This window comes from Deinococcus frigens DSM 12807, assembly GCF_000701425.1.
GTDB classification, from domain to species: Bacteria; Deinococcota; Deinococci; order Deinococcales; family Deinococcaceae; genus Deinococcus; species Deinococcus frigens.
Genome location: NZ_JNIW01000045.1, coordinates 1 through 15,052, shown reverse-complemented (window position 1 = coordinate 15,052; position 15,052 = coordinate 1). Strand labels below are relative to the sequence as shown.

Here is a 15,052-nt window from a genome sequence, read left to right as displayed (position 1 = left end):
CCGCTCGTGAGGGGCGAGGGGCCTCGCGTAGCAACGGAGTGAGGGGCCAGCGTGCACAGGCCGACACCGTGCAGGCCGAAGACACAGTGCAGGCCAATAACACTGTGCAGGCCAACTTTTAACCTCGGATCAGCGTTTGCCTCTGCCGTAGCTGGTGGGGCCGCCGTATCCCGTTTCCGGAGTGCTGGCCTCCGCCCGTCCCGTCGCGCCCCAGCCGGTGGTCTTGGTAGGCGAGGCGGACGGGGAACTGGGGGGCGGCGCGTCACTGGCCTGCGGCTGATTTCCGGCGGCAGCGCCTCCGGCGTCGTTGACCAGACGGGCGAATTCCTTGGGATCGACGGCGCGCGAGGCCCCTACGTCGAAGCCGATCATGCGGCGGCGGTACAGGTTGGCCAGAAAGGCGTCCATGGTGACCATGCCCTCGCGCGCGCCGGTCTGCATGACGCTGATGAGCTGGTAGGTCTTGCCCTCACGGATCAGGGCGCGCACGGCGGGATTGGCGATCAGCAGCTCGTAGGCCAGGATGCGGCCCTGCCCGTCCAGGCGCGGCAGCAACTGCTGGGTCATCACGGCCACCAGGTTATTGGCGAGCTGCACCCGGATCTGCGCCTGCTGCTCTTCCGGGAACACGTCTACGATCCGGTCGATGGATTCCGGAGCGCTGTTGGTGTGCAACGTGCCCATCACCAGGTGGCCGGTCTCAGCGGCGGTCACGGCGGCCTTGATCGTTTCGTAGTCGCGCATCTCGCCCACCAGGATCACGTCGGGGGCCTGGCGCAGCACCGCGCGCAGGGCGGCTTCGAAGCTCAGGGTGTCCGAGCCGACCTCGCGCTGGTTGACGATACTCTGCTTGTGCGCGTGCACGAACTCGATGGGATCCTCGATGGTCATAATGTGCATCTTCTTGTTGGCGTTGATGTAATCCAGCATGGCCGCCAGTGTGGTACTTTTTCCCGATCCCGTCGGTCCGGTGACCAGCACCAGCCCACGCGGCGAGTTGGAGATGTCGGTGACGGTCTGCGGCAACCCCATCTCGGCGGCGCTCTTGATCTTGGTGGGAATCAGGCGCATCACGCCGCCCACGTTACCCCGCTGCATGAAGCAGTTGACGCGGAAGCGGGCGCGGTCGCCCAGCGCGAAACTGAAGTCCAGTTCGCGGCGTTCCTCAAAGGTGCGCTGCTGCTTCTCGTTCATCATCGAGTACATCAGCTTGCGGGCTTCGGTGGGCACCAGATCGGCAAAGCCCTGCGGACCGTACACGCCGTCAATCTTGAACTGCGGAGAGATGCCCACGGTCAGGATCACGTCGGACGCGCCCTTCTCGGCGGCCTGGCGCAGGATGTCGGTGATGTCGGCGGGGGGCTGGGTCATGGGTACTCCTTCGGCGGGTTCACGGGTCTGAAGCTCTGAGAGTGCTAGTTGCTGGTCACGGCCAGGACTTCTTCCAGCGTGGTCAGGCCCTTGAGGGCCTTTTCGATGCCGTCGGAGCGCAGCGTTCGCATGCCGCTCTGTTCCAGAGCCACGTCGCGGATTTCCGTGGCGGGCTTGCCCGAACCGATGGCGACGCGCAGCGCCTCGTCCACCACCATCAGCTCGTGGATGCCCATGCGGCCCTTGTAGCCGGTGCCGCCGCAGCGGGCGCAGCCGGCCCCGCGCATCAGTTGTGCGCCGCGCAAGTCTTGTTCGGTAATCCCCAATCGGCGCAGCACGTCGGGATCGGCGTTGGTAGGTGCCCTGCAATCGGGGCAGACCTGGCGCACCAATCGCTGCGCCAGCACGCCCACCACCGAGGCGCTGATGTTGAAGGGTTCCACGCCCATCTCGTCGAGGCGCACGATGGCACCGGGCGCGTCGTTGGTGTGCAGCGTCGCCAGCACCAGATGGCCGGTCAGGGCCGCCTCCACGGCAATTTTGGCCGTCTCGGTGTCCCGGATTTCCCCTACAAAGATGATGTCGGGGTCCTGCCGCAAAAAAGCCCTCAGGGCGCGGGCGAAGGTCAGGCCCGCCACCGGGTTGACCTGCGACTGGATGATCCCTGGAATCTCGTACTCCACCGGGTCCTCGATGGTGGTGGTGTTCTTCTCCGGCTTGGCGATGCGCTTGAGGGTGGAAAAGGAGGTAAAGGACTTGCCCGAACCCGTCGGCCCGGTGACCAGAAAGATGCCGTTGGGCTTGTCGATCACGTCCAGAAAGCGCTGGAAGTTGTGGTCGCTGAAGCCCAGTTGCTCGACTTCAGGAATGTTGCTGGCCTTTTGCAGCAGCCGCATCACGGCCTTCTCGCCGTACACGGTGGGCAGGGTGGACAGCCGCAGATCGATGTCGATGCTGCCCTTCTTGAAGCGCACGCGCCCGTCCTGCGGCACGCGGCGCTCGGAGATGTCCAGATGGCCCATGATCTTGATACGCGCCAGGATGCTCTGCGCGGCTCCCTTGGGCAGTTCGTTCTGCTCGCGCAGGAGGCCGTCCACGCGGTAGCGAATTCGCAAACTGTGCTCAGTGGGTTCGACGTGGATGTCGCTGGCCTCCTGCAAGGCCGCCTCGCGGATCAGACCGTCCACCACCCGGACCACCGCGTTGTCGTCGAACCCGGCGTTCAGATCGACGTCGTTGCCGCGCCCCGAGTCCTTCTCGCGTTGCAGCGATTCGGCCTGGAGGCGCTGGTTCAGGTCCGCCATGCCCTGGTTGCCAAAGTACCGCTCGATCAGCCGGATGATGTCCTTTTCGGCCATCACGGCGGGGATGATGTCGCGCCCGGTGATCAGCTTGAGGTCGTCGAGGGCAAACACGTTGCGCGGGTCCTTCATGGCGACCACCAGCAACTCGCCCTGGAGACGCACCGGCACCACGCCGTAGCGCCGCGCGGTGGCTTCGGGAACCAGCAGGGCCACCTTGGCGTCCGGCGGATTCTGGACAGGATCGAGAAATTCGTAGCCCAGTTGCGCAGCCAGCGAGCGGGCCAGCATCTCCGGCGACAGCTTGCCGGACTGCACCAGGGTGTCTTCCAGGCGTCCGCCGCCCACATTCTGCTTTTGCAGGGCGCTGTCAATCTCGCCCGCCTCGGCGAAGCCCAGCTCCAGAATCACCTCGCCCAGCGGCTTGACCTTGCCCCCGCGGGCCTGAACCTGCAAGGCCTCGCGCAGTTGCAGGCGCGACAGGGTGCCCTCCTGCACCATCTGCTCGCCCAGGCGGCCCCGCTGCGGGTAAAAGCGCTCGATCAGCACCTCCAGGTCGCGGGGCCGCGCCAGGATGAGCTGGATGGGCCGCCCGATCAGCGCGGCGATGTCCCCGCGTTTGCGCGGATCGGTGGCCACCACCACCACGTGCTCGCTGGTTTCATCGACGGGCACGGCGGACAGCCGCAGCGCGTCGGCACGCAGCATGCTGCCCAGCACGTCCTCGGGGGGCTGAAAGTCGCGCGGGTTTTTCAGGTAGACCGCGCCGCTCTGCTCGGCCAGCACCTCGTAAAGCTGGTCCTCGGTGATGGCCTTGTGGGACACCAGGGTGGTCCCCAGCAGCTCGCCGGTCTGCTGCTGGGCGTCCAGGGCCACCTGAAGCTGCGCGTCGGTGACCAGCCCGCGCGCGATCAGTTGCTGGCCCATCTGGCCGCCCGCCGTCTCGGGGCCGCCCTCGACAGGTTCGACCGGCGTCAGGCCCAGTTCGGGGTAATGCGTCGCCACCGCCCACAGCACCTGCTCGCGCAGCGCCTGGTACGGCTCGATGGGCAGGTTGCTGTCGTCCTCCAGCGTCTCCAGCGCCAGGCTGGACAACGGATCGACCAGCGCCACGCGCAGGGTGCCGCCCTCCAGCGCAAACGGAATGGCCTGCAAGGACAGCGCCGTCTGGGCCGAAATCGCCGCCACCGCCACCGGGTCCGGCGTGAGGGCCAGCAGGTTGACCAGCGGAATGCCCAGCGCTTCCTCGATGGCCCGCGCAATCCGTTTTTCGCCCACCATGCCGGTGTCGATTAAAATCTCGGCCAGCCGCCCACCCACCTCGGCATGACGCACCAGCGCCTTTTGCAGGTCACCGTCTTTGACGTACCCCTGTTCGAGCAGAATTGCGCCCAGTCGGCGGTCACCGATCGAAAGTGCCATGTCGTCCCTCCTTGCCGTGCGGGTGAAAGCGGTTGAAACTGAAGTCGTGTTGCGGGCGGGTGTGGCTGGTGCGGCCAGCTTCAGGTCTTCCAGTCATGCCCGTACCTCCGCAGCACCACCCGTTCGAGTTGCCGCGCCAGCCGCGTGTGCGGCAGCGAATTGTTGATGATGGGCCGCACCAGAATGGTGTGCATGCCGCTGAGATTGCCGCCCAGCACGTCGGTGAACAGTTGATCGCCCACCATGCCCACCTGATGCGCGGGCAGCTCCAGTTCGGCCAGCGCGCGGCGGTAGGCGCGGGGATGCGGTTTACCCGCCAGTCCCACCCCGGAAAAGCCCAGCCGCTCCAGCCAGAACGCGGCGCGGCGTCCGGTGGCGTTGCTCAGCAGGTACAGCCCGATGCCCGAACCGCGCAGTTCGCGCGCCCAGTGGAACATCCCGGCGGCGGCGGCTTCCTCATAGCTGCCGTAGGGAACCAGCGTGTTGTCCAAGTCCAGCAGCAGCCCGCGCAACCCGCGCCGCGCCAGGAACTCGGGGGTGATGTGCAGAATGTCGTCAATGACGTCGTGGGGGCGCAACAGGCTCACGCTGAAGCCCCCGCTCTCAGGCCGATGACCGCCCACATCCGCCCGGTCTTTCCGCTGTCGCGGCGGTAGGAGTAGAAATCAGTTTCGGTGGAGCAGCGGCCCGACAGCCAGATGCTGTCTTGCGGGAGGCCAGCCGCCAGCAGCACGGCCCGGTTGGCACCCGCCAGATCGAGATGGGGTTGCCCGCCCCTGTGCTGCACAAAGTCGCCCAGACCCGCATCCGCAAACTTCGCGGCCACCTCTGCCCCAACGCCGTAACGCGCTCCGCAGATGCCGGGGCCGACGGCGGCGCGGATGCGGTCCGGAAGCGCTCCCAGTTCACACATGGCCCCCACGGTCTTTTCCGCAATGCGCCCCAGCGTTCCTTTCCAGCCCGCGTGGGCCGCGCCGATCACGCCCGCCGCCGCATCTTCGAGCAGCAGCGGGTAACAGTCCGCCGTGCCAATCGCCAGCAGCACGCCAGGCGTGGCGCTCACCAGCGCGTCGCCGGTCCAGACGCCCGGCCCGTCCACCACGATCACAGCCGTTCCATGCACCTGATGCAGGCGGGCAAATTGCGCCGAACCAGAGTTCAGGGCGGCGGCCAGACGGCGTCGGTTCTCGGCCACCGTCCGGGTATCGTCCTCGCGGTCATCCAGATTCAGACCTCGATATTGGCCCACCGAGACGCCCCCAGCACGCGTCGTAAAGGCGTGCGGCGCTCTCAGGTGCGGCGCGGTCAACAGCATCAATTGCGCAGTATCGTCTCGCATGTCTCACTGGATTCTGACGGCTGCTGCCCCCATCCGGGGGATGGCAGGGTTCAATCGCCCGGCAGCCACGCCGCGCCCGGCTTGCACCCGCTCCAACCTCTGCCCGCCCTGCGGCGCTAAAGTCTGCTGCATATGAGCGTGCAAATTGACCTGAAAGACAAGACGGCCCTAGTGATGGGTGTGGCGAACGGGCGCAGCCTGGGCTGGGCGATTGCCGAGCAACTGCTCTCGGCGGGCTGCCGGGTGGGCTTTTCCTACCAGGGCGAGCGCCTGAAGGGTGAGCTGGACAAATTGCTCAGGGACAGGCAGGGCGTGTGGACCCAGCAGGCCGACGCGACCTCTGAGGACGATCTGAGCGCCCTGTTCGCCCGCGCCAGGGAGGAATTCGGCGGGCTGGATTATCTGGTCCACGCGATTGCCTACGCCCCGCGAGGCGCGATGGAGGGCCGGTTTCTGGACACCACGCCGGAAGACTGGAACACGTCCTTGCAGGTCAGCGCCTACTCGCTGGTGGCGATCTGCCGCCACGCCGAGCCGCTGTTCCGCCAGGGCAGCAGCGTGGTCAGCCTGACCTACCACGCCTCGCAGCAGGTGGTCCCCAAGTACAACGTGATGGGCGTGGCCAAAGCGGCGCTGGAGGCCGCCACCCGCTACCTGGCCGCCGACTTCGGCTCCCGCGAGATCCGCATCAACACCATCAGCGCCGGACCGATGCGGACCATCGCCGCCCGCAGCATCCCCGGTTTCGGCGGACTGTACGACAAGGGCGCGCGCAACGCCGCCTTTGGCCGCAACGCCACCTCGCAGGAAGTCGGCAAGCTGGCCCTGTTCCTGCTCTCGGACCTGGGCAGCGGCGTGACCGGCCAGACCATGTACGTGGACGCGGGCCTGAGCATCATGACGGTCAAGGAAGACTGAAGGGAGCGGTTAGACCGTTTGACCTTTATACAGTTTGACAGCTCTTAAGCCTGCCCCCGCATCCCCCGCTCCGCCACCTCAATCTCCAGCAGCGTATGCCCGCTGTCTTTCACGGCGTGGGCACTCATGCCCCACTGGTGGCCGCTGCTCTGCGCGCCCTCCAGGATCACGCGGGCCAGTTCGCCCAGCGTCGCGCCGCCCGCCCGCACGTCCATGCGGAATTCCTGGCGCAACTCACCCAGGCTCACGTCGTCCAGCATCAGCTCGGTGCCGTAGCGCAGGGTGGTGGGCGGCACGATCAGCAGGTCTGCCTCGCCGGTCTTGATGTTGTGCCGGAAGCAGCGCCCGGTCAGCAAGCCTGCCACGGTGGTCACTGGCCCAAAGGTCTTGTTGACCACGCCGCGAACTTCCAGCGTCAGACCCTTAATGGCCCGGAGCGGCTCCACGGCGCGGTCCAGCGATTCGGCGAACAGCGTCCCGGTGCCCAGGATCACCCGGCGCGGCTCCGGCAGCGCGGCGGGCAATTCGGGCAGCGCCTCGGTCAGAAAGTCGCGGATCATGCCCACGCCGTTTTCCAGCATGGGAAAGCCCTCGTACTCCTCCTCTGTGGGCAGCGGCTCCCCGGCCAGCAGGTACAGCTCATCAGAGGGGAATACAAAGCGGGTGCCGCGCTCGGTCAGGAATTTCTTGCGCCACACGTTCAGCCGCTTGAGGCTGTCGCGGGCCTCTTCCTTGTTAAACGTCCGCACGTCCGGCAGGTTGGTCCGGTGCGAGGTCAGGCCGATGGGCACCACCGCCGCGCTGATCACGTTGGGACGCCCCGACAGGTACTCCACGGTGTCGTCCAAGTGTTCGCCGTCGTTGCGCTCCGGGACCAGCACGATCTGGGTGTACAGGTCGATGCTTTCCAGGCGCTCGATCATGCCGCGAATCTGCACGGCCTTCTCGTCTTTGACCTTCAGTTTCCACCATTTCATCATGTCCTGGCGCAGGTCCTGATTGGCCGTGTGGACCGACACGTACAGCGGCGAGAGGTTCTCGTCCAGAATCCGGTTGATGTCGCCCTCGCTCAGGTTGGTCAGCGTGACGAACGAGCCGTACAGGAACGATAGGCGGTAATCGTCATCCATGATGTACAGGCTCTTGCGAAAGCCGCGCGGCATCTGGTGGACGTAGCAGAAATCGCACTTGTTGGCGCATTTGTGGATGCCGTCAAAGAGAACTTCCTCAAATTCCAGGCCGGGGTCTTCCCACTCCACGTCGAAGGTGAAGGTGTCGTCCAGGCTGGGCGGCGCACTCAGTTGCAGGCGGTGATGGTCCTGCGCGGTGCCGGGCACGCCGGTCATGGCGCGCGGAGCCTCTTTGGGGCGGGCGATTTCCAGCGTGGCCTGTCCCAGCGAGAGCGCGTGGCGGTAGGCCAGTACATCGGTCACGGCCTCACCGTTGACGCGCATTAACACGTCGCCGGGGCGCACGCCAGCCTTCGCGGCGGCGCTGCCTGCCTCGACGGACTTGATAGGCGCGGGAAACACTTCTGGAATCGGTTGCGTTGCTGCTGCGGTCAAAACATCACCCCTCTGGCCAATTCGTAAGCTGGCCTGCTGCTGGGGGACGCCTGCTCTGACACACCAAAAGTCAACCCCACTCAAACAAAACAGGCTAACAGAGACGCGGCGCGGGGGATGTGAGGGGGATTGCGTTGGGGTGAAGGGCTAGCTCCTACGGTAACCCCCTCCGTCCCCTTCGGAATCACCCCTCCTCAAGTGAAAGCGAATTTTCAGTTTCTCTCGGCTTCCTTCTGAGGAAAGCGGACTGAGGGGTTTCCCATCCACCTACACCGGCAAAGTCAGCGCCTGCCGCCGCGCCGGACGGTACAGCCCCAGATAAATGGCAACCACACTTCCGCCGTACATCAATAGTGTCCAGGCGAACAGCACCTGAAAGGCGGGGGTAAACGCCAACTGGCCGCGCACCACTCCGGCCAGCACGCTGCTGATGGCCCAGCCCGAATCCCAGGCGATGATGTTCAGGGCCGAGTACATCGGGCGGTCATCCTCGTCCAGCGAGGACATGGCGTATGCGCCGTACACCGGACCAGCAGCGTTCATCAGCGCCCCGCGCGTGAACAGCGCCAGCGTGACCATCCACAGGTGCGGCGCAAAGCCCAGCAGGGCCAGGAACGGCAGACTGCTGGCCTGCACCAGCAAGACCACCTGCAATTGCCCAAGTCGGCGCACCAGCAGCGGCTGAAGCAGCGCGGTGGCCGCCGTCGCCAGACTGGCCCACGCGAACAGTTGGCCCAGGCTAGCGTAATTGATCTGGAATTTGCCCTCGATAAACACGTTCAGAAACGGAATGGTGGCCCCGGCCCCCAGCCCCACCAGCAGATTGGGGAAGATCAGCCGCAGCAGCTTCGCCTTGTCGCGCACGGCAAAGCTGCGCCCGGTCTGGGATGTTTTGCCGCTGGGTTTCAGCTTCAGCGCGGGGAGCAGGCCCAGCAGTTGCAGGGCGGTGGCGACGAGCAGCGCGGTTCGCAAGGCCCCCACACCGTCCGGTGCGGTGCTGGTAAACAGCGCGTAGGCTTCCGGCACACGCCCGCCGATCAGGTTGCCCACGAAACCCGCGCCGGTCATTAAAGCGCTCTGGACGCTGAACAGGGTGATGCGGCTGCGCGCGTCGCTGTTGTTGGCCATGAAGGGCGATCCGGCCACCATCAGCAGTGCCGAGCCTGCGCCCTGCACCAGCGCGCCCATGACGATGCCGACAGGGCCGCCCGCCAGCGCCAGAATCAGCGTGCCCAGCAGGCTCAGGGCCACGCCGATCTTGATGGTGTGCGCGTTGCTGATGCGGCGGGCCAGCGCCACGGCAGGCAGGCTCAGGAACACCAGCGTCAGCGCGGGCAGCGCGTTCATGATGCCCTGCCACTCTGGCCCCAGCCCCAGCGCCCGCAGGTAGAAATTCAGGAACAGCGCCAGAAACGCCTGCGCCAGCCCGAAGGAAAACGAGGTAGTCAGGAACAGCCAGACCTGCGGGGAGAAACGCCAAGTCATCGGCGGGCCGCCTCAGAGTGTGGAGAGGCGTCTTGCCTCAAGCCTCCACACCAACTTTCGGGCAGAAGGCCGCCATCTCGCATGCCTGACACTGCGGGTTGCGGGCCATGCACACGCGCCGTCCGTGCAGGATCAGGGCGTGGTGCAAGAAGACCCAGCGCTCACGCGGGAACAGCTTTTGCAGGTCAAGTTCCACCTTGTCGGGGTTGGTCTGAACGCTCAGACCCAGACGGCGCGAGAGGCGGCCCACATGCGTATCGACCGCAATGGCCGGAAAGCCGTATGCGTTGCTCAGCACGACGTTGGCGGTCTTGCGGCCCGCGCCGGGCAACGCCACCACGGCACCAAAATCGTTCGGCACCTCGCCCTCATGCCGCTCCACCAGCAGCCGGGCCAGCGCGGCCAGATTGCGCGCCTTGCCCCGGTACAGGCCAATGCGGCGGATCAGCGGCTCGATGTCCTCCGCCGACGCCCGGCTCAGAGCGAGGGCGTCCGGGTACTGCGCGAACAGGGCGGGCGTGGCGGCGTTGACGCTGACATCGGTGGCCTGGGCGCTCAGGACGGTGGCGACGAGCAGCTCGAAGGGCGTGCGGAAAACAAGTTCGGTGCGGGCGTCCGGGTACAGATCTTCAAGGGAGGCCAGCACCTGCGGGGCACGCTCCCTGGCCCCCCGTGGCAGGCGGGTTACGCCGCGCCCAGCGGCTTTTTTTGAGGCGGAGAAAGTCACCGGACCAACCTAGCGCGTCATGCTGTGAATTGTCCGCCCGGCACGGACACAGCACAACACAGCACGGACGCAACCATTGGTCCCCTCGCCACGTACAGTGGACCATGAGAGTCGTCTCCCTGATCTTCGGCATCCTCGCCGCGCTGGGCCTGCTGCTGGGCTTCCTGCCCCTGTTCGGCTGGCTCAACTGGATCTTTGTGCTGCCGCCCGCCGTGCTGGGATTGATCTTCGGGGCCATGAGCCGTGACCGTGGCGCAATCACCCTGAGCGCGGTGGTGGCCGTGCTGGGCGCGCTCCGGCTGATGCTGGGCGGTGGGATCATCTAACAGAGTTGCCGTTTGTACAGGACGATCTTCTCGCCGAAGCGCGCCCAGAGTCTGGTGGAGGCGCAATCAGGTACCGTAAAACCCGTCGCAGATGGCCGCGAGACGCCCCCGCTTCACCGGGCGTGACAACCCGTTTAACACACCAACTGGGTCTGCGGAGAGCGCCAGCGCGCCACCCCTCCCCCACTCCGGCTCAGACCTTGATCTGGCTCTCGTGGATGGCCCCGTGCAGCAGGGCGCGGATGCCGGGGGCGTCCTCGTGCCCGGCGGCCTCACGCAGGTCCAGCAGCAGGCAGTCGAGCTGGCCAGCCTGGACCTGTTGCAGGCGGGCCGAGAAGATCTCGGCGTGACGGGTGGGAATCACGTCCTCGCCGCTGGTCAGCAGTTCCTCGTACAGTTTCTCGCCGGGGCGAATGCCGCTGAAAACCACCTCGATGTCCTGCGCGCCGCTCAGGCGGATCACGTCGCGGGCCAGGTCGGCGATCTTGACCGGCTCGCCCATGTTCAGCAGGTAGACGCTGCCGTTGTCGGCCAGACTGCCCGCCTGCAATACCAGACGGCTGGCCTCCGGAATGGTCATGAAATAGCGGGTCATGTCCGGGTGGGTGATGGTCACGGGGCCGCCCATCTGGATCTGCTGCAAGAAGGTGGGCACCACGCTGCCCCGGCTGCCCAGCACGTTGCCAAAGCGCACCGACACGAACGCCTGCCCCGCTGCCGCGCGCGAGGCGGCGTCGGCGATCACCATCTCGGCCACCCGCTTGCTGGCCCCCATCACCGATGTCGGGTTGACCGCCTTGTCGGTGGAGACATTGACCAGCCGCGTGACGCCGTATTTCAGGCACAGCTCGGCCACGTTGCGGGTGCCCAGGATGTTGTTGTGGACCGCCTCGCTGGGCGCGGCCTCCATCAGTGGGACGTGCTTGTGGGCGGCGGCGTGAAAGACCACGCCGGGGTGGTAGGTCTCGAAGATGAACTCCAGGCGCGCGGCGTTGCGGACGTCGGCGATCAGGGCCGTGACCTGGATGTCGGGCCACTCCCGCCTCATCTCCTGCTCGATGGCAAAGATGCTGTTCTCGCCGCGCCCCACCAGCATCAGCCGGGCCGGGCGAAAGCGCGCGAGCTGCCGCACCAGCTCCGAGCCGATGGAGCCGCCCGCGCCGGTGACCAGCACGGTCTGGCCGCTGAGATACCCGGAAATGCTGCCCTCATCGATCTCGACGGAGGCGCGGCGCAGCAGGTCCTCAACGCTGACCCTGCGGAGCTGGCTGGTGGTGACCTGACCACCCAGCAGTTCGTACAGGCCGGGCACCGTGCGGGCCAGCACGCCCGCCTCGCGCGCCGCGTTCACGTACTGACGGATCACCTGACCGCCTGTCGAGGGCATGGCGATGATCAGGAGCGTGGCCTCCGTCTGCCGCACCGCCTCCGGCAGCGTGGCCAGATCGCCCAGTACTGGCAAGCCCATCAGGCGCATGCCCTGTTTGTTCGGTTCATCGTCGATAAAGCCCAGCGGCAGCAATCCGTTTTCTGGAAAACGCAGCAGCTCGGCGGCCATCAGGCGTCCCGCGTCGCCCGCCCCGGCGATCAGCACGCGGGTGGGGGCGAACGCTGTGTTGCCCCTGCGGCGCTCTCCCCGCTGGCGCTCATCCCGTTGACGGCGGCGGCCCAGCCGCCAGCGCACCAGCAGCCGCAGCCCCGACAGCAGCGCCAGCGCCAGCACGCCCTCGATCAGCGGAATGGACCACGGCACAAAGATCCACAGCCGCAAAACCGGCGTCAGCAGCAGCAGAGCCAGCGTCACCAGTCCGGTCATGCGGGCCAGTTGGCTCAGGTCCTCGAAAGTCACGTAACGCCAGATGTGCCGCGAGACCCTGGAGTGCCGCAGGGCCAGCCATTTGATCGGCAATCCAGCCAGGGCGTAAATCAGAATAGAGAAATCCACGCTGCCCAGCGCACTATCCAGACGCAGGACATAAGCCAGGACTGCGGCGAGCGTGAAGGCGAGCAGATCGAGCAACAGCTTGCCCGTGGCGATGTTCATCGTTCTCTGTTCATCATAGTTTTCCCAACGTGGAGGGCCGACCTAATGATCAATCAACCGGAGCGTTGCTTGAGCTGGAAAATACACACGCCACCTTCTCGAACCGATTCTTCTCATGGGCAATCTAACAGAACAGATATGTATTTCCTGCATGATTTTCGATGTTCAAAAGGACTTGGTGACATGGGGTCTTAACCGTCAAATCGGGGCAGACCAGCACGCTCTGGATGGAGGTTAAAGCGAGGTGGCCGTGGCCGACAGCAAGAAGGTGGAGCTGTCAGCTCCTGAGTGAAGGTGCATGACGTGTGACTGGGCATCATTGACCTTTATCCGGTCAAGCCTGAAGGTGAGGGCGGGGTTGACAGTTCAATGGCCCGCCACGGAGGCCAGAACAATATATAAGGGTTGACGTTGAAGTTATTACACAGCCGCGACACGGACAGCCACGACACGAAATGCAAAAAACCCCCAGGCATCCCCGAGGATCTCCTTTGTGCCAGGCGTGGTGCACTCGACTGGAGTCGAACCAGTGACCTGCCCCTTAGGAGGACGTGACGGCACTTCTAAGCGTGTCTGGAAGCTCCTGATCATTCACGGCCTTATGCGTCTGGGACGGTGTTCTGTGATTTGGTAGGGATGGGCAGAAGTAAGCGGGAACGGATAGATTTACCTTGCTACTACGCCATTGCTACGCCAAACCGCACAGACCTTTAAGCACGCTGTAGACGATAGAAACGGGTAGAATAGAAACAGAAAACCGCCCCGGTGGGAGCGGGCCAAACCTGGCGGGGTGGCCTCTCCAATCTAACCCGGCGCGCGATACGGGGCAACGTGAATGAGCCTGTGAAAAAGAGAGGGCGCAAAGCTGGGCGTGGTGCTATCAGACTTCACAGAGTAGCTGGACCTCACGAAGTAAGGGCGCAACTCCTGGCGCATAGTTGCGCCTATCCCCACGTATCCAATTCGCTTAGAGACGGGCTGCATAAAGCTCTGGCCGACGAGTCAGGCTATGAGCGCTTTCTTGACGCTCTGACCGTAGGCATTGAACCCTTGCCCCAGCATCCCGCTATGAAATACATCTGGGGCTGGGCTTACTTGCTCGGACTCCATGAGACGAATTGGGCAGCGCTGCTTGCCGCTCGAGCTATTGGGAAAGCGCGCTATGCGCCTCTACTGCATCGGGACAACCCCATAGTTTGGGCAGCGCTCACCGTTTCCCATTCCGCTAGGTCTTGGCAGCAAGACGGATTCCTTAACTCACTGAACCCTGCTGGCGTAGGGTTTCGCAAGCCGGTTACTGGGGACTTCCCTCCAATGGAAGTGTCTGAGTGGCTGGCATGGCGGCTTGTGGAGTGTCAGAAGGCCCGGTGTGCGGGTGTCCGTCCGATGGGCTGGACGGCCTTAGCTGAGCGCTTACGTGAGGGCCGTGAAGCAGATAAGGGGCAAAACGGCACAGGCCGAACGGACCACAAAACTATGAAAAAGCACGCTGAGGCGCTGGCGGAATACGCGGGCGTGCCTATCACGCTGCTGGAATAAGTTTAGGGAATTGGAGCGACTCCCAAAATCTCCAATTCCCTAAAGCTTTTGTGCGCCCACAGCACCATATAGACATGCAACCCCAAACACTGTTAGGCATCGGCGGCATTCGTTCGGAATACAACTTTGGGCGTGACCTCGCGACCCGACTGGCGGAAGCTATGCCGCATGTAGTGGCCGGGCGGTCTGGGCGCGGCCCTCGCCGTCTGGTCCACCGGGCCGACCTTGAGCGGGTGCTTGCCCATGCCCGCGCGGATCAGGTGGACCTCTGGGCGTTGGTCAAGGGGCCGGACGCGCGGGCCGTCATCCAAGGGTGGTTGACCCTGAAGGAAGTCAACTAATGCCCCGCCGTGATGAGGACGGCGGGGCGAAGGCAGCGCAGGCGGGCGCTGTCCACAGTTTAGACCATCTGCACGAGCTGGCCCGCCTGGACGCCCAGCGCCTCGGCAACACTGGCGCGGGGCTGAAGGTGCTAGAGGCGCTGATGAAGCTTTCCAGCTTCCGGCCAAAGAATGGGGGCATGGCATGATGCCAGGACAGCCCACCACGCCCTACGCCGAAACGGTGGCAACCTTCGCTCGACTGTTCCCGCCCAACCCGGTCAAGCATGGCCGCGTGACCGGGAAAGACCCCGAGACGGGGCGGAAGCTGGTCAAGACGTTATTGATCGCGGCATAAATTAGAGTCCATCAAGCGGCGCGGCAACTGGATGTATCTGACGCGCTGCCAGGCACCGACCAGTTTCTCCTTGAGGACGGTGACCGAACGGGCACAGAAATTCCCCAACACATTTCGTTTGACGTACGCCCACACGAGCTCAATTGGATTGAGCTCTGGCGCGTACGGTGGCAAGTACACCAACGACAGGCGTTCGTGGATCTCCACGAACGCCTGAACCATCTTCGCCCGATGGATACCCGCATTGTCCAGAATCACCACGATCTTCCCCTGGATGTGACGCAGGAGATGCCGGAAGAACGCGATCACGTCTCCACTTCGAATGGCGCCCAACGTG

At 64.8% G+C, this 15,052-nt stretch carries 14 protein-coding genes; 5 read left to right on the top strand and 9 right to left on the bottom strand.

Going from position 1 to position 15,052, the window contains the following annotated elements; translation table 11 throughout:
- Positions 1-129: 129 nt before the first annotated feature.
- From Q322_RS0114280 to pgeF, 4 genes are all read right to left on the bottom strand, one after another.
- Complete coding sequence (locus Q322_RS0114280) at positions 130-1,371, bottom strand: type IV pilus twitching motility protein PilT (protein ID WP_029478586.1); 1,242 nt, start codon at positions 1,369-1,371, stop codon at positions 130-132.
- Between the two features lie 44 nt (positions 1,372-1,415).
- Positions 1,416-4,094, bottom strand: a complete 2,679-nt coding sequence (locus Q322_RS0114275; RefSeq protein ID WP_029478585.1) for a type II/IV secretion system protein — start codon at positions 4,092-4,094, stop codon at positions 1,416-1,418.
- Positions 4,095-4,174: 80 nt separating this feature from the next.
- The gene (locus Q322_RS0114270; protein ID WP_029478584.1) at positions 4,175-4,681 is read right to left on the bottom strand and encodes a YqeG family HAD IIIA-type phosphatase; all 507 of its coding nucleotides are present in this window, start codon (positions 4,679-4,681) and stop codon (positions 4,175-4,177) included.
- The gene (gene pgeF, locus Q322_RS0114265; protein WP_029478583.1) at positions 4,678-5,433 is read right to left on the bottom strand and encodes a peptidoglycan editing factor PgeF; all 756 of its coding nucleotides are present in this window, start codon (positions 5,431-5,433) and stop codon (positions 4,678-4,680) included. The genes Q322_RS0114270 and pgeF overlap by 4 nt, the downstream gene beginning before the upstream one ends.
- Before the next feature lie 132 nt (positions 5,434-5,565).
- Between pgeF and Q322_RS0114260 the strand changes: the two genes are divergently transcribed.
- Positions 5,566-6,351: an enoyl-ACP reductase FabI gene (locus Q322_RS0114260; RefSeq protein ID WP_029478582.1), complete on the top strand. Its 786-nt coding sequence runs from the start codon at positions 5,566-5,568 to the stop codon at positions 6,349-6,351.
- Positions 6,352-6,395: 44 nt separating this feature from the next.
- Here the strand turns inward: Q322_RS0114260 and Q322_RS0114255 are convergent, their stop codons facing one another.
- From Q322_RS0114255 to nth, 3 genes are all read right to left on the bottom strand, one after another.
- Positions 6,396-7,916 carry a radical SAM protein gene (locus tag Q322_RS0114255; RefSeq protein WP_029478581.1) on the bottom strand — a complete coding sequence of 507 codons (1,521 nt, stop codon included), beginning with the start codon at positions 7,914-7,916 and terminating at the stop codon, positions 6,396-6,398.
- A gap of 267 nt (positions 7,917-8,183) precedes the next feature.
- On the bottom strand, positions 8,184-9,401 hold the full coding sequence (locus Q322_RS0114250) for an MFS transporter (protein WP_029478580.1): 1,218 nt from the start codon (positions 9,399-9,401) through the stop codon (positions 8,184-8,186).
- Positions 9,402-9,438: 37 nt separating this feature from the next.
- Positions 9,439-10,128: an endonuclease III gene (gene nth, locus Q322_RS0114245; RefSeq protein WP_051668613.1), complete on the bottom strand. Its 690-nt coding sequence runs from the start codon at positions 10,126-10,128 to the stop codon at positions 9,439-9,441.
- A gap of 104 nt (positions 10,129-10,232) precedes the next feature.
- On the opposite strand from nth, the gene Q322_RS0114240 reads away from it, so the two are divergent.
- The gene (locus Q322_RS0114240) at positions 10,233-10,454 is read left to right on the top strand and encodes a hypothetical protein (RefSeq protein ID WP_029478578.1); all 222 of its coding nucleotides are present in this window, start codon (positions 10,233-10,235) and stop codon (positions 10,452-10,454) included.
- Positions 10,455-10,647: 193 nt separating this feature from the next.
- On the opposite strand, the gene Q322_RS0114235 is transcribed toward Q322_RS0114240, so the two are convergent.
- Positions 10,648-12,498: a polysaccharide biosynthesis protein gene (locus tag Q322_RS0114235; protein ID WP_029478577.1), complete on the bottom strand. Its 1,851-nt coding sequence runs from the start codon at positions 12,496-12,498 to the stop codon at positions 10,648-10,650.
- A gap of 1,613 nt (positions 12,499-14,111) precedes the next feature.
- Between Q322_RS0114235 and Q322_RS0114230 the strand changes: the two genes are divergently transcribed.
- From Q322_RS0114230 to Q322_RS23465, 3 genes are read left to right on the top strand one after another with little or no spacing between them, the layout of a single operon-like run.
- Complete coding sequence (locus Q322_RS0114230) at positions 14,112-14,378, top strand: hypothetical protein (protein WP_029478576.1); 267 nt, start codon at positions 14,112-14,114, stop codon at positions 14,376-14,378.
- Entirely contained in the window at positions 14,378-14,566 is a 189-nt protein-coding gene (locus Q322_RS0114225; protein WP_029478575.1) for a hypothetical protein, read from the top strand. Before Q322_RS0114230 ends, Q322_RS0114225 begins: the two co-directional genes overlap by 1 nt.
- Positions 14,563-14,715, top strand: a complete 153-nt coding sequence (locus Q322_RS23465) for a hypothetical protein (RefSeq protein WP_156953068.1) — start codon at positions 14,563-14,565, stop codon at positions 14,713-14,715. The genes Q322_RS0114225 and Q322_RS23465 overlap by 4 nt, the downstream gene beginning before the upstream one ends.
- Here the strand turns inward: Q322_RS23465 and Q322_RS24165 are convergent.
- On the bottom strand, positions 14,698-15,052 hold a 355-nt coding region (locus Q322_RS24165), incomplete at its 5' end, for an IS630 family transposase (protein ID WP_034418668.1). The two genes, Q322_RS23465 and Q322_RS24165, sit on opposite strands and share 18 nt — an antisense overlap.

Coding starts and splice junctions, on each gene's coding strand:
- Q322_RS0114280 (WP_029478586.1), bottom strand. CDS start 1,371: ATGACCCAGCCCCCCGCCGACATCACCGACATCCTGCGCCAGGCCGCC.
- Q322_RS0114275 (WP_029478585.1), bottom strand. CDS start 4,094: ATGGCACTTTCGATCGGTGACCGCCGACTGGGCGCAATTCTGCTCGAA.
- pgeF (WP_029478583.1), bottom strand. CDS start 5,433: ATGCGAGACGATACTGCGCAATTGATGCTGTTGACCGCGCCGCACCTG.
- Q322_RS0114260 (WP_029478582.1), top strand. CDS start 5,566: ATGAGCGTGCAAATTGACCTGAAAGACAAGACGGCCCTAGTGATGGGT.
- Q322_RS0114250 (WP_029478580.1), bottom strand. CDS start 9,401: ATGACTTGGCGTTTCTCCCCGCAGGTCTGGCTGTTCCTGACTACCTCG.
- Q322_RS0114240 (WP_029478578.1), top strand. CDS start 10,233: ATGAGAGTCGTCTCCCTGATCTTCGGCATCCTCGCCGCGCTGGGCCTG.
- Q322_RS0114235 (WP_029478577.1), bottom strand. CDS start 12,498: ATGAACATCGCCACGGGCAAGCTGTTGCTCGATCTGCTCGCCTTCACG.
- Q322_RS0114230 (WP_029478576.1), top strand. CDS start 14,112: ATGCAACCCCAAACACTGTTAGGCATCGGCGGCATTCGTTCGGAATAC.
- Q322_RS0114225 (WP_029478575.1), top strand. CDS start 14,378: ATGCCCCGCCGTGATGAGGACGGCGGGGCGAAGGCAGCGCAGGCGGGC.
- Q322_RS23465 (WP_156953068.1), top strand. CDS start 14,563: ATGATGCCAGGACAGCCCACCACGCCCTACGCCGAAACGGTGGCAACC.